Annotated in this window: 27 protein-coding genes and 1 pseudogene; 15 read left to right on the plus strand and 13 right to left on the minus strand. The window is 73.4% G+C overall.

Going from position 1 to position 26510, the window contains the following annotated elements:
• Positions 1–145: 145 nt before the first annotated feature.
• Positions 146–1801, minus strand: coding sequence for an FAD-binding dehydrogenase (locus ACFWB8_RS09805; protein ID WP_385224026.1), 1656 nt, complete (start codon positions 1799–1801; stop codon positions 146–148).
• 74 nt (positions 1802–1875) lie between these two features.
• On the opposite strand from ACFWB8_RS09805, the gene ACFWB8_RS09810 reads away from it, so the two are divergent.
• The 8 genes from ACFWB8_RS09810 to ACFWB8_RS09845 all read left to right on the plus strand — a co-directional run bounded on the left by ACFWB8_RS09810 (position 1876) and on the right by ACFWB8_RS09845 (position 7716).
• Complete coding sequence (locus ACFWB8_RS09810; protein ID WP_385224028.1) at positions 1876–2406, plus strand: NUDIX hydrolase; 531 nt, start codon at positions 1876–1878, stop codon at positions 2404–2406.
• Between the two features lie 9 nt (positions 2407–2415).
• Positions 2416–2814: a YidH family protein gene (locus tag ACFWB8_RS09815; protein ID WP_385224030.1), complete on the plus strand. Its 399-nt coding sequence runs from the start codon at positions 2416–2418 to the stop codon at positions 2812–2814.
• Entirely contained in the window at positions 2811–3131 is a 321-nt protein-coding gene (locus tag ACFWB8_RS09820) for a DUF202 domain-containing protein (protein ID WP_385224032.1), read from the plus strand. The genes ACFWB8_RS09815 and ACFWB8_RS09820 overlap by 4 nt, the downstream gene beginning before the upstream one ends.
• A 68-nt stretch (positions 3132–3199) precedes the next feature.
• Positions 3200–3496 carry a hypothetical protein gene (locus tag ACFWB8_RS09825; RefSeq protein ID WP_385224034.1) on the plus strand — a complete coding sequence of 99 codons (297 nt, stop codon included), beginning with the start codon at positions 3200–3202 and terminating at the stop codon, positions 3494–3496.
• Between the two features lie 163 nt (positions 3497–3659).
• Complete coding sequence (locus tag ACFWB8_RS09830; RefSeq protein WP_385224036.1) at positions 3660–4571, plus strand: MBL fold metallo-hydrolase; 912 nt, start codon at positions 3660–3662, stop codon at positions 4569–4571.
• A gap of 120 nt (positions 4572–4691) precedes the next feature.
• Positions 4692–5750, plus strand: coding sequence for a phosphotransferase family protein (locus ACFWB8_RS09835; RefSeq protein ID WP_385224038.1), 1059 nt, complete (start codon positions 4692–4694; stop codon positions 5748–5750).
• An 11-nt stretch (positions 5751–5761) separates the two neighbouring features.
• The gene (locus ACFWB8_RS09840; protein WP_385224040.1) at positions 5762–6976 is read left to right on the plus strand and encodes an acyl-CoA dehydrogenase family protein; all 1215 of its coding nucleotides are present in this window, start codon (positions 5762–5764) and stop codon (positions 6974–6976) included.
• A gap of 113 nt (positions 6977–7089) precedes the next feature.
• Entirely contained in the window at positions 7090–7716 is a 627-nt protein-coding gene (locus ACFWB8_RS09845) for an acetate uptake transporter (RefSeq protein WP_385224042.1), read from the plus strand.
• A gap of 18 nt (positions 7717–7734) precedes the next feature.
• Here the strand turns inward: ACFWB8_RS09845 and ACFWB8_RS09850 are convergent, their stop codons facing one another.
• From ACFWB8_RS09850 to ACFWB8_RS09860, 3 genes are all read right to left on the minus strand, one after another.
• Positions 7735–8340, minus strand: coding sequence for a TetR/AcrR family transcriptional regulator (locus ACFWB8_RS09850; protein ID WP_385224044.1), 606 nt, complete (start codon positions 8338–8340; stop codon positions 7735–7737).
• 65 nt (positions 8341–8405) lie between these two features.
• Complete coding sequence (locus ACFWB8_RS09855; protein ID WP_385224046.1) at positions 8406–10127, minus strand: AMP-binding protein; 1722 nt, start codon at positions 10125–10127, stop codon at positions 8406–8408.
• On the minus strand, positions 10124–10897 hold the full coding sequence (locus ACFWB8_RS09860) for an SDR family oxidoreductase (RefSeq protein ID WP_385224048.1): 774 nt from the start codon (positions 10895–10897) through the stop codon (positions 10124–10126). The genes ACFWB8_RS09855 and ACFWB8_RS09860 overlap by 4 nt, the downstream gene beginning before the upstream one ends.
• Positions 10898–10980: 83 nt before the next feature.
• On the opposite strand from ACFWB8_RS09860, the gene ACFWB8_RS09865 reads away from it, so the two are divergent.
• The 5 genes and pseudogenes from ACFWB8_RS09865 (at position 10981) to ACFWB8_RS09885 (ending at position 15252) form a co-directional block, all read left to right on the plus strand.
• Entirely contained in the window at positions 10981–12225 is a 1245-nt protein-coding gene (locus tag ACFWB8_RS09865) for an exo-beta-N-acetylmuramidase NamZ domain-containing protein (RefSeq protein ID WP_385224050.1), read from the plus strand.
• A gap of 144 nt (positions 12226–12369) precedes the next feature.
• Complete coding sequence (locus tag ACFWB8_RS09870) at positions 12370–13749, plus strand: serine-threonine protein kinase (protein WP_385224192.1); 1380 nt, start codon at positions 12370–12372, stop codon at positions 13747–13749.
• Between the two features lie 126 nt (positions 13750–13875).
• On the plus strand, positions 13876–14490 hold the full coding sequence (locus ACFWB8_RS09875) for a hypothetical protein (RefSeq protein ID WP_385224052.1): 615 nt from the start codon (positions 13876–13878) through the stop codon (positions 14488–14490).
• A 65-nt stretch (positions 14491–14555) separates the two neighbouring features.
• A pseudogene (locus ACFWB8_RS09880) lies at positions 14556–14777 on the plus strand (hypothetical protein); the annotation flags it as partial.
• A complete protein-coding gene (locus ACFWB8_RS09885) occupies positions 14722–15252 on the plus strand; it encodes a 3-keto-5-aminohexanoate cleavage protein (RefSeq protein ID WP_385224194.1) in 531 nt (176 codons plus the stop codon). The pseudogene ACFWB8_RS09880 and the gene ACFWB8_RS09885, both read left to right, overlap by 56 nt.
• 13 nt (positions 15253–15265) lie before the next feature.
• On the opposite strand, the gene soxR is transcribed toward ACFWB8_RS09885, so the two are convergent.
• Positions 15266–15709, minus strand: a complete 444-nt coding sequence (soxR, locus tag ACFWB8_RS09890) for a redox-sensitive transcriptional activator SoxR (protein ID WP_385224054.1) — start codon at positions 15707–15709, stop codon at positions 15266–15268.
• A gap of 107 nt (positions 15710–15816) precedes the next feature.
• On the opposite strand from soxR, the gene ACFWB8_RS09895 reads away from it, so the two are divergent.
• Complete coding sequence (locus tag ACFWB8_RS09895) at positions 15817–16278, plus strand: MaoC family dehydratase (protein WP_385224056.1); 462 nt, start codon at positions 15817–15819, stop codon at positions 16276–16278.
• Positions 16279–16317: 39 nt separating this feature from the next.
• Here the strand turns inward: ACFWB8_RS09895 and ACFWB8_RS09900 are convergent, their stop codons facing one another.
• The 3 genes from ACFWB8_RS09900 to ACFWB8_RS09910 form a co-directional block, all read right to left on the minus strand.
• A complete protein-coding gene (locus ACFWB8_RS09900) occupies positions 16318–16953 on the minus strand; it encodes a TetR/AcrR family transcriptional regulator (protein WP_385224058.1) in 636 nt (211 codons plus the stop codon).
• A 74-nt stretch (positions 16954–17027) separates the two neighbouring features.
• The gene (locus ACFWB8_RS09905) at positions 17028–17318 is read right to left on the minus strand and encodes a YiaA/YiaB family inner membrane protein (RefSeq protein ID WP_385224060.1); all 291 of its coding nucleotides are present in this window, start codon (positions 17316–17318) and stop codon (positions 17028–17030) included.
• 59 nt (positions 17319–17377) lie between these two features.
• Positions 17378–18529 (minus strand): acyl-CoA dehydrogenase family protein, encoded by a 1152-nt coding sequence (locus tag ACFWB8_RS09910; protein ID WP_385224062.1) that lies wholly within the window; start codon positions 18527–18529, stop codon positions 17378–17380.
• A 76-nt stretch (positions 18530–18605) separates the two neighbouring features.
• Between ACFWB8_RS09910 and ACFWB8_RS09915 the strand changes: the two genes are divergently transcribed.
• The gene (locus tag ACFWB8_RS09915; RefSeq protein WP_385224064.1) at positions 18606–19247 is read left to right on the plus strand and encodes a TetR/AcrR family transcriptional regulator; all 642 of its coding nucleotides are present in this window, start codon (positions 18606–18608) and stop codon (positions 19245–19247) included.
• A 73-nt stretch (positions 19248–19320) separates the two neighbouring features.
• Here the strand turns inward: ACFWB8_RS09915 and ACFWB8_RS09920 are convergent, their stop codons facing one another.
• From ACFWB8_RS09920 to ACFWB8_RS09940, 5 genes are all read right to left on the minus strand, one after another.
• Positions 19321–20400: a Zn-dependent alcohol dehydrogenase gene (locus ACFWB8_RS09920; RefSeq protein ID WP_385224066.1), complete on the minus strand. Its 1080-nt coding sequence runs from the start codon at positions 20398–20400 to the stop codon at positions 19321–19323.
• A gap of 16 nt (positions 20401–20416) precedes the next feature.
• Complete coding sequence (locus tag ACFWB8_RS09925) at positions 20417–21829, minus strand: aldehyde dehydrogenase family protein (RefSeq protein WP_385224068.1); 1413 nt, start codon at positions 21827–21829, stop codon at positions 20417–20419.
• 86 nt (positions 21830–21915) lie between these two features.
• Positions 21916–23373 (minus strand): CitMHS family transporter, encoded by a 1458-nt coding sequence (locus tag ACFWB8_RS09930; protein WP_385224070.1) that lies wholly within the window; start codon positions 23371–23373, stop codon positions 21916–21918.
• 73 nt (positions 23374–23446) lie between these two features.
• The gene (locus ACFWB8_RS09935; protein ID WP_385224072.1) at positions 23447–25687 is read right to left on the minus strand and encodes a molybdopterin oxidoreductase family protein; all 2241 of its coding nucleotides are present in this window, start codon (positions 25685–25687) and stop codon (positions 23447–23449) included.
• Between the two features lie 195 nt (positions 25688–25882).
• Positions 25883–26503: a TetR family transcriptional regulator gene (locus ACFWB8_RS09940; protein ID WP_385224196.1), complete on the minus strand. Its 621-nt coding sequence runs from the start codon at positions 26501–26503 to the stop codon at positions 25883–25885.
• Positions 26504–26510: the final 7 nt, after the last annotated feature.

Raw genomic sequence — 26510 nt, forward strand, 5'->3', positions numbered from 1 at the left:
GCCGTTTTGTGGGGGTTGTTCGGGTTGCCGGGGCCGGGGGGCGACCTGCGGGGGGGGGGCTTGCCGCTGCCCGCGGCCGGTGGAGGGGCGGCCCCGCGGGGGCGGCCCCGGCCGTGGGGGCTGCCCGCGCGGACCCCGCGTACCGTCAGCCGACCGCCTTCGCCGCCGCGCGCCCGGCCGCCCGGCCCGAGAAGATGCAGCCGCCGAGGAAGGTGCCCTCCAGGGCCCGGTAGCCGTGCACGCCGCCGCCGCCGAAGCCGGCCGCCTCGCCCGCCGCGTACACACCGGGCAGCGGCTCGCCGTCCGCGGCCAGGACGCGCGAGGACAGGTCCGTCTCCAGCCCGCCCAGGGACTTGCGGGTCAGGATCGAGAGCCGCACCGCTATCAGCGGGCCGGCCTTGGGGTCCAGGATCCGGTGCGGGGCCGCGGTGCGGATCAGCCGGTCGCCGAGGTACTTGCGGGCGCCGTGGATCGCCGTCACCTGGAGGTCCTTGGTGAACGGATTGGCGATCTCCCGGTCCCGGGACACGATCTCCCGGCGCACCGTCTCCTCGTCGAGCAGGTCCTCCTTGGTGATCTCGTTCATCCGGCGGACGAGTGTGGACAGGTCCCGCTCGACGACGAAGTCCGCGCCGTTGTCCATGAAGGCCTTCACCGGGCCCGGTACGGCCTGTCGTGCGCGGTCGATGACGTCGCGGACCGACTTGCCGGTGAGGTCGGGGTTCTGCTCGGAGCCGGAGAGGCCGAACTCCTTGCCGATGATGCGCTGGTTGAGGACGAACCAGGTGTGGTCGTGGCCGGTCTTCATGATGTGGTCGAGGGTGCCGAGGGTGTCGAAGCCCGGGAAGAGCGGTACGGGCAGCCGTCGGCCGGTCGCGTCCAGCCAGAGCGAGGAAGGGCCGGGCAGGATGCGGATGCCGTGCCTGGCCCAGATCGGGTTCCAGTTCTCGATGCCCTCGGTGTAGTGCCACATCCGGTCCTTGTTGATGTGGCTGGCGCCCGCCGCCTCGGCGATGCCCAGCATCAGGCCGTCGACGTGCGCCGGGACCCCGGAGAGCATCCGCCGCGGCGGGGTGCCGAGCCGGGCCGGCCACTGGCCGCGCACGAGGTCGTGGTTGCCGCCGATGCCGCCGCTGGTCACGATCACGGCCTGGGCCCGCAGGGAGAAGGCCCCGGCGCTCTCGCGGCCGCTCGCGGTTCCCCGTACGGCGTCGGAGGGCTCCAGAACCTCGCCCGTGACCGTGTCCACCGCGCCGGCCGTCCGGGAGAGGCCGGTGACCCGGTGGCGGAAGCGCAGCTGGACCAGGCCGCGGGCCACGCCGGCGCGGACCCGCCGCTCGAAGGGCTCCACCAGGCCGGGGCCGGTGCCCCAGGTGATGTGGAAGCGGGGTACGGAGTTGCCGTGGCCGTTCGCGTCGTAGCCTCCGCGCTCGGCCCAGCCGACGACGGGGAAGAAGCGGACGCCCTGGGCGTGCAGCCAGGGGCGTTTCTCGCCCGCCGCGAAGTCGACGTACGCCTCGGCCCAGCGGCGCGGCCAGGCGTCCTCGGCGCGGTCGAAGCCGGCCGTGCCCAGCCAGTCCTGGAGGGCGAGGTCGTGGCTGTCCTTGATCCGCATCCGGCGCTGCTCGGGCGAGTCGACGAAGAACAGGCCGCCGAAGGACCAGTGCGCCTGGCCCCCGATGGACTGCTCGGGCTCCTGGTCGAGCAGGATGACCTTGCGGCCGGCGTCGACGAGCTCGGCGGTGGCCACGAGGCCCGCGAGCCCCGCCCCGATCACGATCACGTCTGCGTCGTACGTCATGCGAAACCCGTCCTCCGTCGATGGTGGGGCGATCCTTGGCTACGGACCGGTAACCCGTCAACAGGGGTGATGGGATGAACCGCGTGAGTGCCGCTGATGAAGTACTGGACGTGGTGGACCGGGCCGACCGGGTGACGGGGCAGGCGCCGCGGGGCGAGGTGTACGCGCGCGGGCTGATCCACCGGTGCGCGTTCGTGCGGGTCAGGGACGCCGCCGGGCGGATCTTCGTCCATCGCAGGACGGCCTCGAAGCTGGTCTTCCCCTCGCACTACGACATGTTCGTGGGCGGGGTGCTGGGCGCCGGGGAGGACTACGCGCGGGCCGCGCTGCGGGAGGCCGAGGAGGAGCTGGGGGTGACGGGGCTGGCGCAGCCGGAGCCGCTCTTCAAGTTCCTGTACGAGGGCCCGGGCGGGGCCTGGTGGTCGTACGTCCACGAGGTGCGCTGCGAGCTGCCCGTCCACCCGCAGGCCTCGGAGGTGGCGTGGCACGACTGGCTCCGCGCCGATGAGCTGGAGCGGCGGGTGGCCGACGGGCAGTGGGCGTGGGTGCCCGACGGGCTGGAGGCCCACCGGCGGCTGCAAGGGTTCCTGGAGCCGCGCCAGTAGATTGTCCGGGTGATCGACTTCGTCAAGGACGTGCGGCTCTGGTTCGCACCGCAGCGGGTGCGGGACGAGGGCGAGACCCCCGACTACCGTTTCTCGCTGGCCAACGAGCGGACCTTCCTGGCCTGGATCCGGACCGCGCTCGCCCTGGTGGGCGGCGGTTTCGCGGTGGACCAGTTCCTGCCGGACCTGCGGTGGGGGGTGCGGGTCTCGATGGCCCTCGCGCTGCTCGCGGTGGGCGCGGCCTGTGCGCTGCGGGCGGTGAACCACTGGGTGCACTGCGAGCGGGCGATGCGGCGGGGCGAGGACCTGCCGATGTCCCGGTTCCCGGTGGTGCTGAGCCTGGGGGTGGGGCTGGTCGCGGTGGCGATGGTGGTCGTCGTGCTGCTGGGCTGGACGACGGAGCGGTGAGCCCTTCCGGCACGGCGCACCGCGATGCCGGGCTGCAGCCGGAGCGGACCCGGCTCGCGTGGCGGCGTACGACGCTCTCCTGTTCGGTCACGGCCGTACTGGCGCTGCGGCAGGTGCTGCGCGGGTCCGGTTCCGGGGTGGAGATCATCGGGGCGGCGGGCATCGCCCTGCTCTGGCTGGCCTTCCTGGGGGTGGCGCACCGGCGGATGGGGGCGCTGGCGGCCGACCGGCCCCCGGCACTGGCGCCGCGGGCGGCCCTGGCGGCGGTGGCCTGCACGGTGGCGTTGGCGATGGCCGCGATGACGCTCATCGTCTGAGCGACACGACCGGAACACGTGGAGGACACAACCGGCGATACGGGGCAATTCGCACTAGCCTCGGCGCCATGACGACCCTGCACCACGAACACCCCACGCACGAGCACGCGCACGGCCCGGACTGCGGTCACGCCCCGGTCGAGCACGGCGATCACGTCGACTACGCGCACGACGGCCATCTGCACCGCGAGCACTCGGGGCACTGGGACGAGTGCGAGCCGCAAGGGCACACCGCCCACGAAGGCCACGAGCACGCACACGGCCCGGACTGCGGACACGAGGCGGTCCGGCACGGCGACCACGTCGACTACGCGCACGACGGGCACCGGCACGCGGCGCACGACGGGCACTACGACGACCACTGATCGCCCGGCTGACCGACTGGCCGACGGACCGACTGACCGGCCGACTGGCCGACCGGCCGACTGACTGACTGAGCGGGCTCCGCTCGACCGCCCCTCCTCCCCCGGGGCCGCCGCGACTGGCAGGATGCCGATCACCTGTCAAAGCGACCCGGGGAGAGCGCAGATGCCCATCGACGACCCGTACCTCGTCCAGCCCGCGGACGGGGTCTACGCCTACGTCCAGCCGGACGGCGGCTGGTGCCTCAACAACGCCGGCTTCGTCAGCGACGGGGGGCGGACGCTGCTCGTCGACACCGCCGCCACCCAGCGGCGGGCGCTGGCGCTGCGCGAGGCGGTCGTCGCCGCCGGGGCGGCGCTGCCCCGCACCGTGGTCAACACCCACCACCACGGCGACCACACCTACGGCAACGGCGTCTTCGCCCCCGAGGCGCTGATCCTCGGGCACGACAACGCGCGGGCCGAGCAGCTCACCGCCGGGCACCAGCTGGAGATGATCTGGCCCGCCACCGACTTCGGCGCGATAGAGATAACGCCCCCGACCCTCACCTACAGCGACCGGATGACCTTGCACGTCGGGGAGACGGAGGTCCGGGTCATCCACCCCGGCGTGGCCCACACCACCGGGGACTCGATCGTGTGGCTGCCCCGCCAGGGGGTCGTGTTCACCGGGGACCTGGTCTTCGCCGGGGGCACGCCGTTCCTCGCGATGGGCTCGCTGGCCGGGTCGCTGCGGGCGCTGGAGCTGCTGCGCTCGCTCGGCGCGCAGACCGTCGTACCGGGGCACGGGCCGCTGACCGACCCCTCGGCGTACGAGTCCACCGAGCGCTATCTGCGGTACGTGGCCGAACTCGCCCGGGAGGGCCGCGCGAAGGGGCGGAGCGCACTGGAGGTGGCGCAGCAGGCCGACCTCGGCGAGTTCGCCGCCTGGCGGGAGAGCGAGCGGCTGGTGGCCAACCTCCACCGGGCGTACGCGGAGCTCGCCGGTGAGCCGGAGGGTGCGCCGCTGGACATCCTGACGGTGCTGCGGGACATGACGGTGATGAACGGCGGGACGCCGATCCTCTGCCACGCCTAGGCGGTCTCCGTCCTGGTGGGCGGGTCGGAAGAGTTTCTTTCGGTCCGCACTCTGGACGGCATACCGACTGGTCGGCATGATGGCCCCAGACACCATCGACTCAGTACGGAGGCGCCCACCATGACCTCAGCCCCGGACGATCCGCGGGGACTCGATCTGGAGCGGCTGCGCGGCCATCTCGACGCCGCGCGGCCGGGACTCGTGGCCGGGGCACTGAGCGGCCGGCTGATCGAGGGCGGCCGCTCGAACCTCACGTACGAGATCACCGACGGCGCCGCCCGCTGGGTGGTGCGCCGGCCCCCGCTCGGCCACGTGCTGGCCACCGCGCACGACATGCGGCGCGAGCACCGGGTGATCGAGGCGCTGCACGGCACCGCCGTGCCGGTGCCCGAGCCGATCCTGCTGTGCGAGGACGAGGCGGTGCTCGGGGCGCCGTTCTACGTCATGGAGTACGTGGACGGGGTGCCGTACCGGACGGCCGGGCAGCTCGCGGCCCTCGGCCCCGAGCGCACCCGGCGGGCCGTGCTGGGCCTGGTGGACACGCTGGTCGAGCTGCACGCGGTGGACCCGCGGGCTGTGGGCCTGGGCGACTTCGGACGGCCCGAGGGCTTCCTGGACCGGCAGCTGCGCCGCTGGGGCAAGCAGCTCGCGGCCTCCCGGGGCCGGGAGCTGGCGGGCGTCGACGAGCTGCACGGCGCGCTCGGCCGGGCGCTGCCCGACTCCCCCGCCCCCACCGTGGTGCACGGGGACTTCCGGCTCGACAACGTGCTGATCGGCGCGTCCCCGTCCGGTACCGACACCATCCGTGCGGTGCTGGACTGGGAGATGTCCACGCTCGGCGATCCGCTGACGGACCTCGGGCTGCTCGTGATGTACAGCTCCGACCTGGGGCTGAAGGACTCCCCGGTCAGCACGACGAGCGGAGCCCCGGGGCACCCGGCGCCCGCGGAGCTGATCGAGCGCTACGCCGCCCGATCCGGCCGGGACACCTCGTCGATCGCCTGGTACACGGCCTTCGCCTGGTTCAAGCTCGCCGTGATCCTCGAAGGAATCCACTACCGGTACACGCTCGGGCAGACCGTCGGGGCCGGCTTCGACCGGATCGGCGAGCTGGTGCCGGTCTTCATCGAGCACGGTCTGACCACTCTTCATGAACGCCAAGGACTCCAGGAAAACTGAGGCAGCCACCCATGGACTTCGCATTCGACGCCCGGACCGAGGAACTCCGCGAGCGGCTCCTCGCGTTCATGGAGGAGTACGTCTACCCGGCGGAACCCGTCGCCGCCGAGCAGCGCGCACGGCTGGCCTCGCCCTGGGACACCCCGGCCGTCTTCGGTGAACTGAAGGCCGAAGCGCGCCGCCAGGGCCTGTGGAACCTCTTCTTGCCGGACGCGGAGTACGGCGCCGGGCTGACCAATCTGCAGTACGCCCCGCTCGCCGAGATCACCGGCCGCAGCCCGCACCTGGCACCGACGGCCACCAACTGCGCGGCCCCGGACACGGGGAACATGGAGCTGCTCGCCCAGTTCGCGGACGAGGAGCAGAAGAAGCAGTGGCTGCACCCGCTACTGGCGGGCGAGATCCGTTCGGCCTTCGCGATGACCGAGCCCGAGGTGGCTTCCTCGGACGCGACGAACATCGAGACGCGGATCGAGCGCGCGGGCGACGAGTACGTGGTCACCGGCCGCAAGTGGTTCATCTCCGGGGCCATGAACCCGGACTGCAAGATCTTCATCGTGATGGGCAAGACCGACCCGGACGGCGCCGACCCGCGCCGCCAGCAGTCGATGATCCTGGTCCCCCGCGACACCCCGGGCGTGGAGGTGCGCCGGGCGATGACGGTGTACGGGTACGAGGACCACGACCACGGCGGCCACGCCGAGGTGGTCTTCGACGGGGCCCGGGTCCCGGCGGGGAACCTGATCGGCGAGGAGGGCACCGGCTTCGCCATCGCCCAGGCGCGCCTGGGGCCGGGCCGGATCCACCACTGCATGCGGCTGATCGGCATGGCGGAGCGGGCCATCGAGCTGATGTGCCGGCGCGCGATCGGACGTACGGCCTTCGGCAAGGAACTGGCCGCGCAGGGGGTCGTGCAGAACTGGATCGCGGACGCCCGGGTCACGGTGGAGCAGCTGCGGCTGCTGGTGCTGAAGACGGCCTGGCTGATGGACACCGTGGGGAACCGGGGCGCGCACACCGAGATCCAGGCCATCAAGATCGCGACCCCGCGGGCGGTCGTCGGGATCCTGGACCAAGCCGTGCAACTGCACGGCGCGGGCGGGGTGAGCCAGGATTTCCCGCTGGCCGAGCTGTGGGCGGCGGCGCGGACGCTGCGGCTGGCGGACGGCCCGGACGAGGTGCACCAGCGCTCGCTGGCCCACCGGGAGCTGAAGCGGTACCGCTGACGCGCGCACCTGGGCGTCAGCGATACGCCTCGGGGAGGGGACTTCGGGGTGGTCTAAACCACCCCGAAGGTCCGATATATTCGGTACCTCCCCCACCGAAGGTGCATATCGTCATGCCTAGCTCCACCCTGGCCGCCCCGGCGCCGGTGACCGCGCCCGCCACCGAGCCGCAGGCCCCGGCCGCCAAGGTCGCCAACCCCGGGCCGCTCGGTCTGGCCGCGTTCGCCCTGACCACCTTCGTGCTCAGCCTCTTCAACTCGGGCCTGATCTCGAACGCGGCCCTCAGCGCCGTCGTGCTGCCGCTGGCCCTCTTCTACGGCGGGCTCGCGCAGTTCGTCGCGGGCATCCTGGAGTTCCGCCGCGGCAACACCTTCGGGACCACCGCGTTCGTCTCGTACGGGGCGTTCTGGATGGCCTTCGCCGGCTACGTGAAGTTCGTCGTCCCCACGCTGCCCGCCGACCAGGCGCACATCGCCACCGGCTGGTTCCTCGTGGCCTGGTTCATCTTCACCGCGTACATGTCCGTCGCAGCGCTGCGCCTCGACCTCGCGCACCGGGCCCTGTTCATCGTGCTGACCCTGACCTTCCTCTTCCTCGCGCTCGGTGACCTGGCCGAGGCCACCGCCCTGACCCACACCGGCGGCTTCCTCGGCCTGCTGTGCGCGGGCATCGCCTGGTACATCTCCTTCGCCGTGGTGACCGAGGAGACATGGGGCCGCAAGGTCCTGCCGCTGGGCTGAACCGCCCCGGCGGGGCCCTCAGGGGCGCAGCGCCCGCAGCAGCAGGTCGGCGAGGTGGTCGGCGACCTGCTGCGGGGTGAGCGGGCCGTCCTCCCGGTACCAGGTGGACAGGTGGTGGACGGACCCGAAGTGGTAGTCCACCACCAGGTCGGCCGGCGTGGCCGTCGAGAAGACGCCGGTGCGCTGACCCTCCTCGACCAGCGCCCGGAAGCGCTCGTGGTAGCGCCGGCGCTCCGCCCGCACCTGCTTGAACTTCTCCGGGCTCAGCTGGTGCATCGAGCGGAAGAAGATCATCGCGTCATCGAGGTTCTCGATGGTCGTGACGACCACGTCGGCGGCCGCGGCGCGCAGCCGCTCCTCGACGGGTGCATCGGATTCGGCCACCGCGTCCAGCCGCTGCTGCTGGAGGCGCAGCATCCGCGCGTACACCTCGTGCAGGAGGTCGTCCTTGGACCCGAAGTAGTGGTAGAGCGCGCCCTTGGTCACCCCGGCCGCCTCGACGATCTCCTGGACCGAGGTGCGGTCGTAGCCGCGCTCGGCGAACAGCCTGGTGGCGACGGCCAGCAGCCGCTGCGGCACCGGTGCCTCGTGTGCGGCTTCGGGCTCCTTGGTCTTGGCGGCCATGGCGCTCGCCTTCCCTTCCTTCTTGCGGACGTGCCTGCGTGACGCCGTGCGGCCTGCGGCTGTTTTCAGCCGCGCTCGCGCAGTTCCCGTCGCAGGATCTTGCCACTGGTCGTCTTCGGAAGGACAGGCAGGATCTCCACCTGACGCGGGTATTTGTACGCGGCGATGCGCTCGGCGCAGTACGCGGACAGTTCCGCGGGCTCGGCGCTGGCCCCGGGGCGCAGGCTGACGTACGCCTTCACGCTCTCCCCGCGGTACGGGTCGGGGACCCCGACCACGGCCGCCTCGCGGACGGCGGGGTGGGTGTAGAGCACGTCCTCGACCTCGCGCGGCCAGACCTTGAAGCCCGAGGCGTTGATCATGTCCTTCTTGCGGTCGACGACGTAGAGCCAGCCGTCCGCGTCCATGAACCCGACGTCCCCGGTGCGCAGTTCGCCGTCCGGGAAGGCCTTGGCGGTGTCGGCCGGCAGGCCCCAGTAGCCGGGGACCACCTGGGGGCCGCGGACGGCTATCTCACCGGTCTCGCCGAGGGGAACCTCGGCGCCGGCCTCGTCGAGGATCCGTACCAGGGTGTCGGCGCCGGGCAGGCCCACGGAGAGGGTGCCGGAGACGGGGTCGACCGGCGCCTCGCGGTGTGCGGGGACCGAGGCGCAGGGGGCGGTGCACTCGGTCAGGCCGTAGCCGTTGCGCAGGTAGAAGCCGAAGGCGGAGCGCAGGCGTTCCACGAGCGCGGGCGGGAGCGGGGCGCCGCCGGAGGAGATCACCTGGAACGAGGCGAAGTGGTCGGGGGTGACGGCGGGGTGCGCGGCGAGGGCCATGAAGGCGGTGGCCGGGCCGACGGTGTAGGCGGGGCGGTGTTCCAGGAAGGCGTCGAGGACGACGCCCGCCTCGAAGCGGTGGGCGAGGACGAGGGTGCCGGCGTTGGCGACGCAGGCGGCGAGCTCGCAGACCATGCCGGTGATGTGGAAGAGCGGGGCGAGCGCGAAGTAGGCGGCGCCCTCGGGCAGGGGGTGCCCGGCGACCTGCCGGGCGGCGTTGTGGGTGAGGGCGCCGTGCGGGTTCATGGCGCCCTTGGGGGCGCCGCTGGTTCCCGAGGTGTAGCTGATGAGGGCGGTGTCGGCCGCGGTGGGTTCCGGGTCCGGCGGGGCGGGGTGGCCCGCCCGGGCCACGGCGGTGAGGTCGTCGGCGTCCGCGTACCCGTCCGCGTCCGCGTGCGCCTGTGCGGGCCGTGGCTCACCGCCGGGCGCGAGGACCCGTACGTCGTCGCGCGTCTGGAAGTCCAGGTCGCAGGCGGTCAGCGTGATCCGTACGTCGCTGCCGCGGGCGGCCCCGCGCAGGTACGCCGCCCACGCGCCGCCGTCGCAGACCAGCGCGGCGGCCCCCGAGTCGCGCAGGATGTGCCCGACCTCGCGCGACTTGTACATCGGGTTGAGCGGGACGACGACCGCCCCGGCCTTCCAGGCGGCCAGGACGGCGAGGACGAAGTGCGGGGTGTTCTGGAGCATGACCGCGACCCGGTCGCCCCGGCCGATGCCCCGCGCGGCGAGGTGACCGGCGACGGAGTCGGAGAGGGCGTCGGCCTCGGCGTAGCCGATCCGGCCGTCGAAGTAGGCCAGCGCGGTGCGTCCGGGGGCGCGGGCCACCGCGTCACGGAAGGCGTGCAGCACGCTGGGCGGCGGCGAGATCGGCGCCCGCTGGGCCGCACTGAGCAGGGCGGCCCAGGGCTTGGCGGCGTACGGGGAGGGCCGGGGATCGGAGCCGCCGCAGGAGTGGGCCGACCGCGTCAACGCGACTCCCATTTCCGCTGGAGGTGGTTCATGCCGCTCAGCCAGCGGTCCGGCTCGGTCGCGCGGGCGGCGTAGAAGTCCGCGACCTCGGGGTGCGGGAGGATCAAGAACCGGCCCTTCTCCATGCCGTCGAACAGTGCGGACGCGACCGTTTCGGGCTCGATCGCGGTCGGCGCGAGGACCAGCTCGCCCGCCGATCCCGCGGCGGTGAGCATGTCGGTGCGCACTCCCTGCGGGCAGATCGCGTGGACCTGGATCCCGCGGTGGCGGTAGGTCAGCGAGAGCCACTCCGCGAAGGCCAGCGCGCCGTGCTTGGTGACACTGTACGGCGCCGCTCCGATCATGGTCAGCAGACCGGCGGCCGAGACGGTGGAGACGAAGCGGCCGCTCCCCCGCTCCAGCCAGTCCGGCAGCAGCAGCCTGGCGGCGCGCACGTGCGCCATGACGTTGACGTCCCAGGCGGCTTCCCACACGGACTCGTCGGCGAACGCGTCGCCGCCGGAGGCGAGTCCGGCGTTGGCGCAGTAGACGTCGACCGTGCCGCCCAGCGCCGCGCGGGCCCCGTCCACGATCGCCGACGCGTCGCCGGGCACCGCGACGGCCCGGGCGCCGATCGCGTCCGCCACGGCCGCGGCCTTGGCGGGGTCGAGGTCGTTGACCGCGACGGTGGCTCCCTCGGCTGCGAAGCGGTGGGCGAGGGCGGCGCCGATCCCGCCTCCCGCGCCGGTGACGACGACTCGCTGGTCCTGGTACGCGCTCACGGGATACACCTCTCGTCACCGGCTGCTGCTGGACGGCAGACTAACCAGTCGGTATGTCGCTGCGGAAGGGGTCCGGCACCTAGCTTGGCGGGATGACGCTGTCGCGACGGGGGTTGCTGGGGCTGGCCGGGGCGGCGGGCGCACTGGGGGCGGCCGGCGCCGCCGCGCCCGGGGCGGAGGCGGGCGAGGACCGGGTGCGCACCGGGTTCGAGCGGCTCGCGGAGGACGGGTACGACGTACTCGCCGGGCAGAGGATCGGGGTCATCACCAACCCCACCGGGATCACGGCCGACGCCCGCCACCTCGTCGACGTACTGCACGCGGACCGGCGGGTGGACCTGGTCGCGGTCTTCGGGCCCGAGCACGGCTTCCGCGGGACGGCGCAGGCGGGCGGCTCGGAGGGCGCGGGGCGGGACCCGGCGACCGGTCTGCCCGTGTACGACACGTACGACAAGAGCGGGCAGCGGCTCGCGGACGTCTTCACGGCGGCCGGGATCGACACCGTCGTCTTCGACGTCCAGGACGTCGGGGCGCGCTTCTACACCTACATCTGGACCCTCTACGACTGCATGCGCGCGGCCGCCCTGGCCGGCAAGGCGGTGGTGGTGCTGGACCGGCCCAACCCGGTGGGCGGGCGGCGGGCCGCGGGGCCCGTGCTGCAGCGCCCGTACGCGAGCTTCGTGGGCCGGGAGCCCATCGCGCTCGCCCACGGGATGACGGCCGGCGAACTGGCCCTGCTCTTCAACGGGGAGTTCCTGGCCGGGAGCCCGGTGGGGCTGCGGGTGGTGCGGATGTCCGGCTGGCGGCGGGAGTCGTTCTTCGGGGCGACCGGGCTGCCCTGGGTGCCGCCGAGCCCGAACATGCCGACCCCGGACACGGCCCTCGCGTACGCCGGGACCTGCCTGTTCGAGGGGACCAACCTCTCCGAGGGGCGCGGGACGACCACGCCCTTCGAGGTGCTGGGCGCGGAGGGCCTGGACCGGCGGTGGGCGGAGGCGGCGAACGGGCTGGGGCTGGGCGGGGTGTGGTTCCGGGAGGCGTACTTCACGCCGACGTTCTCCAAGTACGCCGGGAAGGTGTGCGGCGGCGTCCGGCTCATCGTGCACGACCGGGAGGCCTTCGACCCGGTACGGGCCGGCATCGGCCTGCTGGTCACCGCGCGGCGGACGTGGAGCGGCTTCGCCTGGCGCGCGGACCGGTGGATCGACCGGCTGACGGGCTCGGACCGGGTGCGGCTGATGGTGGACGCGGGGGCCGGGGTGGAGGAGATCGCGGGCGACTGGGCGGCGGGGCTGGCACGGTTCGAGGCGGTGCGCGGGCGGTACCTCCTCTACTGAACCTCCCTCCCCTGACGGGCTTCTTCAGCCGGTCCTCTTCCGCCGGGCCTCCTCCACTTGCTCCGCCACCGACCGCGCCGCGGGTCTGGCCGAGCGGGCGCGGCAGCAGGATGCTGGCTGCGCTGGAGGCGTACGCCGGTGAGCGTGGAGGGGGACGTCATGGCGGACATCGGTACGGGGTACGGAGCAGGAGCTGGGGTCGCGGCCGGGGTCGCGGCCGGGGTCGGGGCCGGGGCCAAGGCCGGGGCCGGGGTCGGGGTCGCGCCGTACGCGGAGCTGGTCTTCGATGCCGACGGGGACGCGGACCCGGGCGCTCAGGAGGCGCTCTCGCGGGTCGAGGCCACCGATCTGCTGGTCTTCGCGCACGGCTGGAACAGCGACCGGTCCACCGCGACGCGGCTCTTCGACCGGTTCTTCGCCCCCTTCCCGGGGCTGGTGGGCTCGGGGGTGCGGCTGGGGTACGTGGGAGTCATATGGCCCTCCATCCGCTTCTCCGACGAGCCGATACCGGACTTCGACTCCCCCGGTTCACTCGCCGAACCGGGCCACGGGCCCGCCCTGGACCCTCGTACCCGACGGGCACTGGCGGTCTTCTGGCCGCACCGGCGGGCCGAGCTGGACCGGGTCGCCGAACTGCTGGAGGAGCGGCCCGAGGCAGTGGCGGCCTTCATCGAGTTCGGCGCCCTGGTACGGGAGCTGGCCGGGCTGGACGCGGTCGCCACGGCGGTCGCCCCCACGGTCCCGATGATCTTCACCGCGGACGTCCTGGAGGTGTGCCGGGCCCTCACCGACTCCCTGGCCGAAGCGGGCGCCGCCCTGCCCGAGGGCCCGGCCGCAGCGGGATTCTCGGTCGGCGGCGGTCTGCGGACCCTGTGGCACGGCGCCAAGGAACTGCTGCGCCAGGCGACCTACTACGAGATGAAGGCGCGGGCCGGGGTGGTCGGCGAGCGCGGCCTCGGCCCGGTGCTGGCGGAGCTGGCCGGCCGCCGCCCGGCCCTGCGGATCCATCTGATCGGGCACAGCTTCGGCGCCCGCGTGGTGTCCTTCTCTCTGCGCGCGGTGCCGGACGGGACGCGGAACGTGAAATCCCTGACCCTGCTCCAAGGCGCCTTCTCCCACTACGCTTTCGCCGACAGCCTGCCGCACGCCAGGGGCAGCGGGGGCGCCCTGCGCGGGCTGGCCGCCAGGGTCGACGGACCGGTGGCCGCCTGCCATTCCCCGTACGACTCGGCGCTCAAGGTCTTCTACCCGCTGGCCTCCCGGATGGCGGGTGATTCGGCCGGTCTCCTCGGCTTCGACGAACGGTGGGGCGCGATCGGGCACGACGGGGTCCAGGCGGTGCCGGGCGCGCCGCGGCTGACCCTGGACACCGCGCTGCGCGGGGGGCTGCCTGAGGCCGGATGCGTCAGCGTGGACGCGGGCTCCGTCGTCCGGCGCGGCGGCGCGCCCTCGGGGGCGCACAGCGACATCTGCCACGAGGAGCTGGCCCGGCTGGTGGTTGCCGCGGGGCGCATGGGGCGCTGAATTCCGGCCATGTGCCACCCGCACGCCTCGACCGCCCCCGCATGCGCCCACACCGGGCAGGGCATGTTGGGCACATCGGGTGCACCACAGGGTGCGGGCGCGGCGCACGGCGGAGGTGAAGGTGTGATGGCGGGTTTCCGAAGTCTGGCCTACCAGGTGCGCGACGCGCGCAACGACCGGGCCCTGCGACGCCATTCGCTGCGCCGCTGCCTGGAGCGGTTCGCCCCGTACGGGCACCGGGCGACCTGGTGGCACCTGTGCGACCGGCACGGGATCGCCCCCGAGGACCGGGGGGCCGATCCGCTGCGGCTGGTCGCGGCGCTGGAGGAGCTGGAGGAGGCGCGGGCGGTCTGGCTCGAGTACGAGCGCCAGTTCGCGGAGCGGCGCCGGCGGGAGAAACACCACGGGCTGCGGCGGCCGGAGTGGGCGTGGGGCGGCAGCGGGGACGCGGTGGTGCGGTGCGCGGACCCGGGGGTGCGGCCGGAGGGGACGCTGGGCGAGGTGCTGCGAAGACTGGTGACGGCTCTGGAGTCGGAGCCGGGGACGGCCTGTCCGGTGTGCGGGGAGCAGGAGTTGCACTGGCCGCCGGCGGCGGTCTCGGGGCACCGGGCCTGGGAGGGCGCGTGGGCCTGGGACGGGCCGTTGTGCGCGGGGTGCGGGATCGTCGTGCCGAGGCCGGCGCTGACCGACTCGACGGCGGTGGGCACGGGGGCGGGTACGGGGGCGGGGGCCGCCGCGTGAGTGCGCCGCGACTGCTGGTCTCGCTGAACGGGGCTCGGAGCGCCGCCGACGGGCCGGCCGTGCCGATGTCCCCCGGGGATCTGGTGGAGGCGGCGCTCGGGGCGGTTGCCGCCGGGGCCGGGGAGGTTCTGGTGCATCCGCGGACGCCGTGCGGACGGGAGAGCCTCTCGGCGCGGGTGGTGGGGCCGCTGCTGGAGGCGTTGCGGGACGCACTGCGGGATGCGCCGCGGGATGCGGGGACCGGCGTACGGATCTGCGTGCCCGCGAGCATGGCCGCCGAGCCCGGTGCGGCGGGGCGCCTGGCGCGGGTGCGGTCCTGGACGGTGCTGCCCGACCGGGCGACGGTGCGTTTCGCGGAGCCGGGGGCCGCGGAGCTCGCTGAGGCCCTGCTGGCCCGGGGGGTGGCGGTGGACGCGGTGGTTCCGCTGGGCGGCGAAGCCGGGCCGGAGCCGCTGGCGCGCTTCGCGGGCTGGCCGGTACGGGAGCCCGCGCGGGTCCGCCTCGCCGCCGAACTGGCGGCCGGCGAGCCGGGGTTGGTGGCGCAGCTGCGGCGGCTGCCGCCGGTGGCGGTACTGCTGCACGGGCGGGAGGCGGCCGGCCTGGCCGGTCCTGCGGCTGGCCGCGCGGTGCGGGGCGGGCGCGCGGACCGGCGTCGGCGACGTACTGCACCTGCCGGACGGGCGCCCGGCCCGGTCGAATGCCGAACTGGTGGCGGCGGCCCGCGAGCAGACGGCCTGCGCCCGCACCGGACGGCGCCGCTGAGACGGCAGACGGTCTAGAGGCGCGAGCCGGTGAGGCGGGCGCCGAAGGCGTCGTCGGGGTTGGACAGCGCGCAGTTCTCGAGCGAGAGGCAGCCGCAGGCGATGCAGTCCGTCAAGTGGTCGCGCAGACGCCCCAGTTGAGAGATGCGCTGGTCGAGCTCGGCGCGCCAGGCCTCGGAGAGCCGGGCCCAGTCCTCACGGTTGGGGGTGCGGCCCTCGGGGAGCTGGGCGAGTGCGTCGCGGATGCTGGCGAGCGGGATGCCGACGCGCTGGGCGGCGCGCACGAAGGCCACCCGGCGCAGCGCGTCCCGGGTGTAGCGGCGCTGGTTGCCGGAGGTGCGACTGCTGCTGATCAGGCCCTTGGTCTCGTAGAAGTGGAGCGCGGAGACGGCCGCGCCGCTGCGGGCGGACAGCTGGCCGACGGTCAGTTCGTGGACTTTCTCGGGAATCTGCGGCACGGCGCCGAGCCTAGTCGGACGTGCGGGAGTCCGTTGACAGATACATGTGGTCCCACCATGCTGAGCAAGCGCTTATTCGTCAGGCGTTGCCAGGGAGAGGGAGCGGTATGGCCGAGCCGAGGATCTTCACGTCCGCCGAGGAGCTGCGCGCCGGGGTCGGCGAGCCGCTCGGCCCGAGCGACTGGCTGGAGGTGGACCAGAAGCGGATCGACCTCTTCGCGGACGCCACCGGCGACCACCAGTGGATCCACGTGGACCCGGAGCGGGCGGCGACCGGACCCTTCGGTTCCACCATTGCGCACGGATACCTCACGCTGTCGCTGCTGCCGAGCCTGGTGCCGCAGATCATGCGGGTCGAGGGCATGAAGATGGGCATCAACTACGGCACGAACAAGGTGCGTTTCCCCGCTCCGGTGCCGGTGGGCTCGCTGCTGCGCGCCACCGCCGTGATCACGGAGGTGACGGAGGCGGGCGGCGGTGTGCAGGTGACGGCCACGGTCACGGTCGAGCGCGAGGGCGGCGAGAAGCCGGTGTGCGTGGCGGAGTCGGTGTCGCGGTACTACTTCTGAGCGCCCGGGCTGCGTCCGGGCAACGTCCGAGCGTCCGGGCTACGTCCGAGGGCGCGGGCCCGAGCCCACCATGCGGAGCACGAGGTCGGCGTAGAGCGTGCCGACCTCGTCGGGCGTGCGCTGCCCGGCCACGTTGAACCAGCGGGCCACGTCGATGCACAGGGACAGTACGGCCAGGGTGGTGCCGGGCACGTCCGGGACGTCGAACTCACCCTGCGCGACCCCGTCGGCGAGGATGCGGCGCACGGCGGCGTCGCTCTGCCGGCGCAGTGCCACGATTTCGGAGCGGTGCTCCGAAGCGAGAGCATCGAGCTCGTACTGGACCACCCGCGCGGTGGTGTGATGTGCCGCGTGCCACCGCACGAAGGAGCGGACGGCTTCGTCCAGCCGTTCGGCCGCGGTTCCGGGCGCGGAGGCCGCCGTCTCCAGGATCTCCAGGGCCTTGTCGTGGCCGATCCGGCTGATCCGGTGGAGCAGCTCTTCCTTGGTCTTGTAGTGGATGTAGAGCGCGGCCGGGCTCATCCCGGCCCGCCCTGCGATGTCACGCGTGGTGGTCGCGTGGTACCCGCGCTCGGCGAAGGCGTCGACGGCGGCGACGAGCAGCCGCCGCGCGGCGTCGGGGGTGACCTGCGACCACGGCTGACCGCCGGCGGCCGTCTCCTCCGCGTTGTCCATCGCCCGCTCACCCTCTTCGCCCTGTAGGAAGGAACAGCTTACCGGAGGGTGAGCAAGCGCTTAGGCGGCTGCGGTCAAGGCTTCGGCTGGAAGGGGTCGTACTCCGCCAGGATCTTCTCCATCCGGGCCTGGTCGACCCTGCTGACGATCTGGCCCGCCTCCTGCCGGTCCCGGACCACCTTGGCCAGCGTGAAGGCCGAGGTGGTCAGGTACAGGACGGCGATGCCGAGGAAGGCGCGCACCCAGGCGTCCGCGTCGAGGTTGTAGATGCCGACGACCACCGCGCTCATGGCGACGCCGAAGGAGGCAACGGCCTGGCCGTAGTAAGCCCCCGTGTTCTGCTGCTTGACCGGTGTCTCGTTCATGGCCCCAGCATCGGGCGGGGTGCGACGGGTCACATCCGCACGCGTACTCACGTACGTACTCAGAACGCGGAAATCCCGGTGCGTGCGCGGCCGATCAGCAGCTTCTGGATCTGGCTCGTGCCCTCGTACAGGGTCATCACACGGGCGTCGCGCAGCAGTTTGCCCGCCGGGTACTCGTCGATGTAGCCGTAACCGCCGTGCACCTGAAGGGCGTTGCTCGCGGCGCGCACGGCGGCCTCGGAGGCGAAGAGCTTGGCGGTCGAGGACTCGGTGGCGAAGGGCCGCCCTCGGTCGATGAGGTCGGCGACGCGCCAGGTCAGCAGCCGGGCGGCGTCCACGTCGACCGAGATGTCCGCGATCAGCTCCTGCACCAGCTGGTGGTGGGCGATCGGCTTGCCGAACTGCTCGCGCTGGGCGGCGTACGAGACGGCCGCGTCGAGCGCCGCCTGTGCGATGCCGACGCAGCCGGCGGCGACCGACATGCGGCCCTTGGCCAGCGCGGACATGGCCACCGAGAAGCCCTTGCCCTCGGGGCCGAGCATCGCGGAGGCGGGAACGCGGACGCCGTCGAGGGAGAGCTCGGCGGTGGCCTGGCCGCGCAGGCCGAGCTTGCCGTGGATCTCTCGGCGGGTCAGGCCCGGGGTGTCGGTGGGGACCAGGAAGGCGGAGACCCCGCGGTGGCCGGGCTCGCCGCCGGTGCGGGCGAAGAGCAGCACCACGTCGGCCCAGGTGCCGTTGGTGATGAACATCTTGCTGCCGCTGATGACGTAGGAGTCCCCCTCGCGCACGGCCCGGGTGGTGAGGTTGCCCGCGTCGGAACCGGTGCCGGGCTCGGTGAGGCCGAAGCAGCCGAGCGCCTCGCCGGAGCACAGGCGGGGCAGCCAGTCCCGCTTCTGCTCCTCGCTCCCCCAGGCGGCGACGGTCTTGGCGACCAGGCCGAGGGAGACCGAGACGATCCCGCGCACGGCGGAGTCGCCGCGGCCGAGTTCCTCGGTGACCAGGACGTAGGCGAGGTGGTCGCCGCCGCTGCCGCCGTACTGCTCGGGGACGGTCAGGCCCAGGAAGCCCAGGTCGCCGAGCTTCTTCACGATGGCCCGGTCGACGCTCTCGGCGCGGTCCCACTCGGCGGCGTACGGGGCGATCTCGCGCTCGGTGAACTCGCGGGCGAGCTGCCGCACGGCGCTCTGCTCCTCGCTCAGCTCCAGATCCACCGGGCACCTCCGGGCGTGTTCCGGGCCATTAACTAGCACCGGTAGTTTATGGCGGGCAGGCCCTACTATGTGGCGCATGGCCAGACCGCGCAAGCCCCTCCTCAGCAGAGACCGCATCGTCGAGGCGGCGGGCTCGCTCGTGGACGCGGAGGGGCTGGAGGCGGTGTCGACGCGGCGGCTGGCGGCCGCGCTCGGGGTCAGCGGGCCCTCGCTGTACAACCACTTCCGCACCAAGGACGAGATCCTGGAAGCGGTCGCGGACGCGGTCAGCGCACGGGTCGACTTGTCGATGTTCGACGGCACCCGGGAGTGGCGGGACGCGCTGCACGACTGGGCGCACTCCTACCGGGACGCGCTGTCCGACCACCCGAACATCGTGCCGGTGCTGGCGCGCGGCCCCGGCCGGCGGCCCGCCGGACTGCGGTTGGCGGACGCGGTGTTCGGCGCCATGACGGCGGCGGGGTGGCCGCCCGCGCAGGCGACCCGGATCGGCGCGCTCATGCGGTACTTCATCCTGGGCTCGGCGGTGGCCTCGTTCGCCGGAGGTTTCGTGAACGACGAGACGGCATACGACCCGGCGGACTACCCGCACCTGGGCCAGGCCCACCTCCTGGCGGAGCGCCGCCGGGAGGTGGACGAGGGGGCCTTCGACACGGGCCTGGCGGCCCTGCTGGACGGACTGGCGCTCCAGTACGCGGCGCTGCCGGACACCGCCTGACGGGCACGGTGGCGCCCGTCAGGCGGCGGGAGGGCCCGCAGGGTCCGGGGGCCGGGGGTACGGGGGCCCGGGGTCAGAAGACGACCAGCGAGCGGCCGCCCTTGCCCGCGAGCATCGCCTCGAAGGCGGCCGGGATCCCGTCCAGGGTGATGCGGTCGGTGACCATGGCGCCGAGGTCGAGGCGGCCGGCACGGATGTGCTCGGCGATCACGGGGAGGTCGCGGGCCGGGTCGCTGTTGCCGTAGACGCAGCCGGTGAGGGTGCGGGCGAAGTGGAAGATCTCCAGCGCGTGGAAGGTGACCTGCTGCTCCTTGCCGCCGATGCCGACGACCGTGGTGCGGCCGCCTCGGCGGGTCGACTCCCAGGCTCCGCGGATGGTCTCGGCGCGGCCCACGCACTCGATGGCGACGTCCGCGCCCTGTCCGCCGGTGAGGGCGCGGATCTGCTTGGCGGTGGTGTCGCAGGCGAGCACGAACTCGGTGGCCCCGGCCGCGCGGGCCAGTTCCTCCTTGGCCGGCGAGACGTCCACGGCCACGACCGGACCCGTCGTCGCGATCCGGGCGGCCTGGAGGGCCGCCAGACCCACGCCGCCGACGCCGAAGACGGCCACCGACTCGCCCGGGCGGACCTGGGCGCTGTGGTGGACGGCCCCGTATCCGGTCAGGACGGCGCAGCCGAGCAGGGCGGCTTCGGCGAGCGGGATCCCGGCGGGGGCGGGCAGTACGCAGTTGGCCGCGACGACCGTCTCCTCGGCGAATGCGGCCACGTTCAGCCCGGGGTGCAGCTCGGTGCCCTGCGCGTCGTGCGCGTAGACGGCGCCGACCCCGGCGAGGGCCTTGGCGCAGAGCCAGACCTCGCCGATCGAGCAGTGGTGGCACTCCCCGCAGGACGGGGCCCAGTTGAGCACCACCCCGTCCCCGGGGGCGACGTGCGTGACCCCCTCGCCGACGGCCAGCACCGTGCCCGCGCCCTCGTGGCCGAGGACGGCGGGGACGGGGACGCGCATGGTGCCGTTGGTGAGGGAGAGGTCGGAGTGGCAGACCCCGGCGGCGCTGAGCCGGACCCGGACCTGCCCCGGGCCGGGATCGGGCAGCACGATCTCCCGTATCTCCAGCGGGGCTCCGACGGCGGGCAGGATGGCGGCGCGGACCATGGTCGTCTTCTCCGTCTCAGAACTGCAGGGACTTGGTCTGGAGGTACTCGGCCAGGCCGTGCGGGCCCAGCTCGCGGCCGACACCCGACTGCTTGTAGCCGCCGAAGGGCGCGAGCGGGTTGAACCGGCCGCCGTTGATGTCCACCTGGCCGGTGTCCATGCGGCGGGCGAAGGCCACGGCCGTCTCCTCGTCGGCCGCCCAGACGGCTCCGCCGAGGCCGTACACGGTGCCGTTGGCGATGCGCAGCGCCTCGTCCTCGTCCTCGTACGGGAGGATCGACAGCACGGGGCCGAAGATCTCCTCCTGGGCGATGGTCATCTCGGGGGTGACGTCGGCGAACACGGTCGGGGCGATGAAGTACCCCTGCGCGTGCGGCGCCTCGGGGCCGCCCGCGACGAGGCGCGCGCCCTCCTCGACGCCCTTGGCGATGAAGCCGCGCACGCGGTCGCGCTGCTTGGCGTTGATCACCGGGCCGAGGCGGGTGCCCGGGTCCCGGGGGTCGCCGGAGGGGTACTTGGTGACGGCGGCGGCCGCGAGCGAGACGGCCTCCTCGTACTGGTCGCGGTGAACGAGCATGCGGGTGAGCGCGTTGCAGCTCTGGCCGGAGTTGTTCATGACGTGGCCCACGCCTGCCGCGACGGCCTTGGCCAGATCGGCGCCGGGCAGGATGACATTGGCCGATTTGCCACCCAGCTCGAGGGCGACCCGCTTGACGGCGGCGCCGGCCGTGGCGCCGATCTGCTTGCCGACGGCGGTGGAGCCGGTGAAGGAGACGAGGTCGACTCCCTCGTGTGCGGCCAGTGCCTGGCCGGCGACCGGGCCGGTGCCGGTCACCAGGTTGAAGACCCCGGCCGGGATCCCCGCCTCGTGCACGGCTTCGGCGAAGAGCTGTGCGGTCAGCGGGGTGTCCTCGGCGGGCTTGAGGACGAGGGTGCAGCCGGCGGCGAGAGCGGGTGCCACCTTTGCAACGATCTGGTGCAGCGGGTAGTTCCAGGGCGTGATGGCCCCGACCACGCCGACCGGCTCCAGCAGCACGGTGGAGTTCCCGATCCGCTCCTCGAAGGCGTACGAGGCCCCGAGCTCGGCGAAGGAGGAGGCCACCGCGATCGGCGCCCCGACGTGCACCATCTCCGAGAAGCCCAGCGGGGAGCCCAGCTCGGCGGTGACGGTCTCGGCGATCTCGCTCTTGCGGGCGACCAGTACGTCGCGCAGGGCACCGATCAGGGCGGCCCGCCCGGCCGGAGCCGTGGCCGCCCAGCCGGGCAGGGCCGCACGGGCGGCCCGTACGGCCGCGTCGACGTCCTCGGCAGTGCCGGCCGGGACCCCGGCGATGACCTGTTCGTCGGCCGGGTTCACGACCTCGATCCGGTCGCGTCCGGCGGCGGGCCGCCACTCGCCGCCGATGTACATCCCGTCGTGAGCCTTCATGGCTTTCCTCCCGAGTACGCGCCTGGACCTCGCGGACACCCTACAAACTAGCGGCGGTAGTTTTGCGGGCGCCAGGGCCGCGGCCATCAGATGATGCCGAAAAGCATCCCTGCCGCGAGGACGACCAGAGAGGTCAGAGCCGCCCATTTCACCGTGAACCGGGTGTGGTCGCCGAACTCGACCTTGGCCATGCCGACGAGGACGTAGACGGCCGGGACCAGCGGGCTGGACATGTGCAGCGCCTGGCCGACCAGGGAAGCGCGGGCGATCTCCAGCGGGGAGACGCCATGGGCGGCGCCGGCCTCGGCGAGGACGGGCAGGACGCCGAAGTAGAAGCCGTCGTTGGACATGAAGTAGGTGAGGGGCAGGCTCAGCAGTCCGGTGACCAGGGCCATGTGCGGGCCCATGCCCTCGGGGATGGCGCCGACGAGCCAGTCCGCCATGTGCTTGACCATCCCGGTGCCGGTGAGGACGCCGGTGAAGACGGCCGCGGCGAAGACCATGCCGGCGACGTTGAGGACGTTGTCCGCGTGGGCGGCGATCCGGGCCTTCTGGTCCGGCATGTGGGGGAAGTTGACGGTGAGGGCGAGGGCGGCGCCGAGCAGGAAGAGCACCGGAATGGGGAGCAGCTCCATGATCATCGCGGCGAGGAGGGCCACGGTGAGGGCGGCGTTGAACCAGTAGAGGCGCGGGCGGAGGGTGGCGCGGTGCGGGTCGAGGCCCTGGAAGCCGTCACCGTCCGAGCCGGCACCGTCCGAGCCGGCACCGTCCGAGCCGGGGGTGGACGGGGTCGCCGGGGTCGGGGTGCCGGCGTGGTCCGCGGCGGGTCCGGACCCGGACCCGGATCCCGCGCCTGCTCCGGTGCCGCCCGTGCCCGCGCCCGCCGCGGCGGTGACCAGCTCGGGCTCGGCGTCCACCGGGAGCACGAGGGTGCCGATGCGGCGGCGTTCCTTCAGCCCGAGGACGTAGGCGAGGACGAAGACGAAGACCAGGCCGGCCGCGAGGGCCGGGATCATCGGGACGAAGATGTCGGCCGCGTCGAGCTTGAGGGCGGTGGCGGCACGCGCCGTCGGACCGCCCCAGGGCAGGGTGTTCATGACGCCGTTGGCGGTGGCGGCCACGCCCGTCATGACCACGAGGCTCATGCCGAGCCGCTTGTAGAGCGGGTACATGGCCGAGACGGTGATCATGAAGGTGGTCGAGCCGTCGCCGTCGAGCGAGACGATCGCGGCGAGGACCGCGGTGCCGACCACGACCCGCAGCGGGTCGGCCTTGCAGAACCGCAGGATCCCTCGCACGACCGGGTCGAAGAGGCCGACGTCGATCATCACGCCGAAGTAGACGATGGCGAACATCAGCATCGCGGCGGTCGGCGCGAGTTTGCCGACTCCTTCGATGACGTAGTCGCCCAGGTGCGCGCCCCGCCCGGCGAACACGCAGAAGAGCGCGGGGATGAGCACGAGCGCCGCGATGGGCGACATTTTCTTCATCATGATCAGGACCAGGAAGGCCGCGATCATGGCGAATCCGAGGAAGGTCAGCATGCAGGGAACGTAGGTGTCGCCTCCTTGTGCCAACAAGACGTCTGCGTGTGAGCAATACGAGCAAAACCCCAGCTCAGGGCAGTGGTGTCACAACCACGGGGAATCCGTTGAGCACCGCCGTGCCGGAGAGCGGGTCGAGCAGGGTGCCGTCGAGGAGCTGGTTGACGTTGACGCCGGGCGAGGCGGCGGCCACCGAGAGCCGGGCTCCCGCCCGGTCGTGGCCCCAGCCGTGCGGGAGGCTGACCACTCCGGTGCGCACGGCGTCGGTGATCTCCACGGGCACCTCCAGGCTGCCGCCGTCGGCCGTGATGCGGGCGCGGCCGCCGTCGGCGAGGCCGAGCCGCCCCGCGTCCGCCGGATGGACCTGCAGGGTGCAGCGGTTGGAACCTCCGACCAGGGCCGGGACGTTGTGCAACCAGCTGTTGTTGGACCGCAGATGGCGGCGGCCCACGAGCACCAGGGCGGCGGGGCGGTCGGCGAGCGCCGCGCGCAGTCTGGGGAGCTCGGCCGCGATCGGGTCCGGCAGCAGCTCGATCCTGCCGCTGCGGGTCCGCAGCACGCCCGGGAGCCGGGACCGCAGCGGCCCCAGGTCGATGCCGTGCGGGTGCGCGAGCAGGCGCTCCAGGCTGAGGCCCGCCTCGTCGGCGCCCGCGCCCGCGCCGAACCGGTCTCCGTACGGCCCCAGTCGGAGCATCAGGTCGAGGCGGCGCTCGGGGCCGTTCTCGCCCGTCAGGAGCCCGGCGAGGCGCGCGGGGTCCTGGCCGTGCAGCGGCGAGCCGGGATCGGCGGTCTCCTTGCCGAGGGCGGCCTGGACGGCGAGTTCGTCCACGGCGGCCGGGTCCGCGGCGCCGTGCATGCCGGAGACGGCGAGCACGAGACGGGCGTGGATCTCGCACTCGTCGAGCCGGTCCGCGTCCAGGGGCACGGCGGGGCGGGTGTAGCGCACCTGGTTGCGGATGGCGAAGGCGTTGAAGGCGAAGTCGTGGTGCGCGCTCTGGGAAGGCGGCGGCGGGGGCAGCACCACATGGGCGTGGCGCGAGGTCTCGTTGAGGTACGGGTCGATGCTGACCATGAAGTCGAGCCCGGCCAGGGCCGCGTCGAGCCGCCGGCCGTCGGGGGCGGACAGCACGGGATTCGCCGCGATGGAGATCAGGGCGCGGATCCGCCCCTCCCCCGCGGTCTCGATCTCCTCGGCCAGGGCGGCGATGGGCAGTTCGGCCTTGGCCTCGGGGTGGCCGCTGACCCGGCTGTGCCAACGGCCGAGGCTGAAGCCCTTGCCCGGCCCGGCGGGACGGGGCCGCGGGCCGGCGGCCGGGAGCGGGAAGAGGGCTCCGCCCGGCCGGTCGAGGTTGCCGGTGAGGATGTTCAGTACGTCGACGAGCCAGCTGGCGAGCGTGCCGTACTCCACGGTGCAGCTGCCGATCCGCCCGTAGACGGCGGCGGTCGGCGCGGCCGCGAGGTCGCGGGCGAGCTCGCGGATCTCGGCGGCCGTGAGGTCGCAGGCGGGGGCAACGGCCTCAGGGGTGAAACTGCCGAGCGCGTCGGCGAGTTCCCCGAATCCCTCGGTCTGTTCCCGCAGCGCCCCGGGGGCGGTGAGCCGCTCCTCGATCAGGGTGTGCGCGAGGGCGGCCAGCAGCAGCGCGTCGCTGCCGGGGCGCGGCGCGAGGTGCCGGTCGGCCAGCTTGGCGGTGCGGGTGCGGCGCGGGTCGACGACCACGAGGGTGCCGCCGCGGGCGCGCAGCGCCTTGAGCCGGCCGGGGAAGTCGGGGGCGGTGCACAGGGAGCCGTTGGACTCGACCGGGTTGGCGCCGAGGAGCAGCAGGAAGTCGGTGCGGTCGAGGTCGGGCACCGGGATGGCGAAGGGGTCCCCGAAGAGCAGTCCGCTGGACACGTGCTTGGGCATCTGGTCGAGGGTGCTGGCGGTGAACAGGTTGCGCGTGCCCAGGGCCTTGAGGAGCAGCGGCGGGTAGAGGTGGCCGGCCATGGTGTGGACGTTCGGGTTGCCGAGGACGACGCCGACCGCCTGCGCCCCGTGCTCCCGTACGAGGGAGGGTACGGCGGCGGCGATGGCGTCGTAGGCCTCCTCCCAGGTCGCTTCGCGCAGTCGGCCGTCACGGCGCACGAGGGGGGTGCGCAGCCGGTCGGGGTCGGAGTCGAGCGCGCCGAAGGCCGCGCCCTTGGGGCAGATGAACCCTTGGCTGAAGACGTCGTCGCGGTCGCCGCGGGCGCCGGTGACGGTGGTGCCTTCGATGGTGAGGGTGAGGCCGCAGGTGGCTTCACACAGGGGGCAGATGCGAAGGGCGGTGCGGGGCATGGGCCCTCCAGGGGCGGCAGGCTGCGGCACGGGCACGCGGGCGCACCGAGCATACCGACCGGTAGGCACGGTGGGGAGGGGTGTGCGGTGCGGACCGAGCTGCGCGGGACGCCAGGGGGCGGGCAGAGCGGGTGACGGGCGCGGCGCCGGGGCGAAACGGGCGGTGGTCGCCAGGGGACGCGGGCGGCGGCGGGTTCAGTCCAGGACGCGCGCGAGGTAGGCGTGCATCATCGCGCGGGTCTCGGCCACGATGTCGGCGTCGCCCGCCGGGTCGTTGCGGAAGGCCAGCTGGATCAGTGCGTCGGTCGCCTCGACCGCGACCAGGACGGCCCGCTCCAGAGCGGCGTCCCGGGTGAGGCCGAGGTGCGCGCCGAGCAGCTCGGTGAGGCGGCCCGCGACCAGGTTGTTGGGGTCGGAGGCCGGACCTTCGGCGGGCGGCGCGGGGACCCCGAAGTCGACCAGGGCGAAGCCCGGAACGCTGCGCTTCATGGCCAGGTACTCGTCCAGTACGGCGTCCACGACGGGCCGCCAGTCGGTGGCCGGGAGGTCGGCGAGCCGGTCGGCGATGCCCTCGGCGTACTGGTCGAGGTTGCGGTGGGCCAGGGCGATGGCCATGGCCCGCTTGTTGCCGAAAAAGCGGTAGACGGAGCCGATGGGCACGCCGGCGCGCAGCGCGACGGCCCGGGTGCTGAGGTGCTCGTACCCGGTCTCGTCCAGGAGCTCCGCGCAGGCGTCGAGGATCCGGGCGAGCCGGTCGGCGCTGCGCTGCTGGATCGGCGCACGGCGCAGGGGGTGGTCTGGGGACACGTGGTCCATCATGCCG

Source organism: Streptomyces sp. NPDC060031, assembly GCF_042736805.1.
Taxonomy (GTDB): Bacteria; Actinomycetota; Actinomycetes; order Streptomycetales; family Streptomycetaceae; genus Streptomyces.

Bases quoted from the DNA above. Each gene is read 5' to 3' on its own strand.
- ACFWB8_RS09805 (WP_385224026.1), bottom strand. From the start codon at position 1,801: ATGACGTACGACGCAGACGTGATCGTGATCGGGGCGGGGCTCGCGGGC.
- ACFWB8_RS09810 (WP_385224028.1), top strand. From the start codon at position 1,876: ATGAACCGCGTGAGTGCCGCTGATGAAGTACTGGACGTGGTGGACCGG.
- ACFWB8_RS09825 (WP_385224034.1), top strand. From the start codon at position 3,200: ATGACGACCCTGCACCACGAACACCCCACGCACGAGCACGCGCACGGC.
- ACFWB8_RS09830 (WP_385224036.1), top strand. From the start codon at position 3,660: ATGCCCATCGACGACCCGTACCTCGTCCAGCCCGCGGACGGGGTCTAC.
- ACFWB8_RS09835 (WP_385224038.1), top strand. From the start codon at position 4,692: ATGACCTCAGCCCCGGACGATCCGCGGGGACTCGATCTGGAGCGGCTG.
- ACFWB8_RS09840 (WP_385224040.1), top strand. From the start codon at position 5,762: ATGGACTTCGCATTCGACGCCCGGACCGAGGAACTCCGCGAGCGGCTC.
- ACFWB8_RS09845 (WP_385224042.1), top strand. From the start codon at position 7,090: ATGCCTAGCTCCACCCTGGCCGCCCCGGCGCCGGTGACCGCGCCCGCC.
- ACFWB8_RS09850 (WP_385224044.1), bottom strand. From the start codon at position 8,340: ATGGCCGCCAAGACCAAGGAGCCCGAAGCCGCACACGAGGCACCGGTG.
- ACFWB8_RS09865 (WP_385224050.1), top strand. From the start codon at position 10,981: ATGACGCTGTCGCGACGGGGGTTGCTGGGGCTGGCCGGGGCGGCGGGC.
- ACFWB8_RS09875 (WP_385224052.1), top strand. From the start codon at position 13,876: ATGGCGGGTTTCCGAAGTCTGGCCTACCAGGTGCGCGACGCGCGCAAC.
- ACFWB8_RS09885 (WP_385224194.1), top strand. From the start codon at position 14,722: ATGCGGGGACCGGCGTACGGATCTGCGTGCCCGCGAGCATGGCCGCCG.
- ACFWB8_RS09895 (WP_385224056.1), top strand. From the start codon at position 15,817: ATGGCCGAGCCGAGGATCTTCACGTCCGCCGAGGAGCTGCGCGCCGGG.
- ACFWB8_RS09900 (WP_385224058.1), bottom strand. From the start codon at position 16,953: ATGGACAACGCGGAGGAGACGGCCGCCGGCGGTCAGCCGTGGTCGCAG.
- ACFWB8_RS09905 (WP_385224060.1), bottom strand. From the start codon at position 17,318: ATGAACGAGACACCGGTCAAGCAGCAGAACACGGGGGCTTACTACGGC.
- ACFWB8_RS09915 (WP_385224064.1), top strand. From the start codon at position 18,606: ATGGCCAGACCGCGCAAGCCCCTCCTCAGCAGAGACCGCATCGTCGAG.
- ACFWB8_RS09920 (WP_385224066.1), bottom strand. From the start codon at position 20,400: ATGGTCCGCGCCGCCATCCTGCCCGCCGTCGGAGCCCCGCTGGAGATA.
- ACFWB8_RS09925 (WP_385224068.1), bottom strand. From the start codon at position 21,829: ATGAAGGCTCACGACGGGATGTACATCGGCGGCGAGTGGCGGCCCGCC.
- ACFWB8_RS09930 (WP_385224070.1), bottom strand. From the start codon at position 23,373: ATGCTGACCTTCCTCGGATTCGCCATGATCGCGGCCTTCCTGGTCCTG.
- ACFWB8_RS09935 (WP_385224072.1), bottom strand. From the start codon at position 25,687: ATGCCCCGCACCGCCCTTCGCATCTGCCCCCTGTGTGAAGCCACCTGC.
- ACFWB8_RS09940 (WP_385224196.1), bottom strand. From the start codon at position 26,503: ATGGACCACGTGTCCCCAGACCACCCCCTGCGCCGTGCGCCGATCCAG.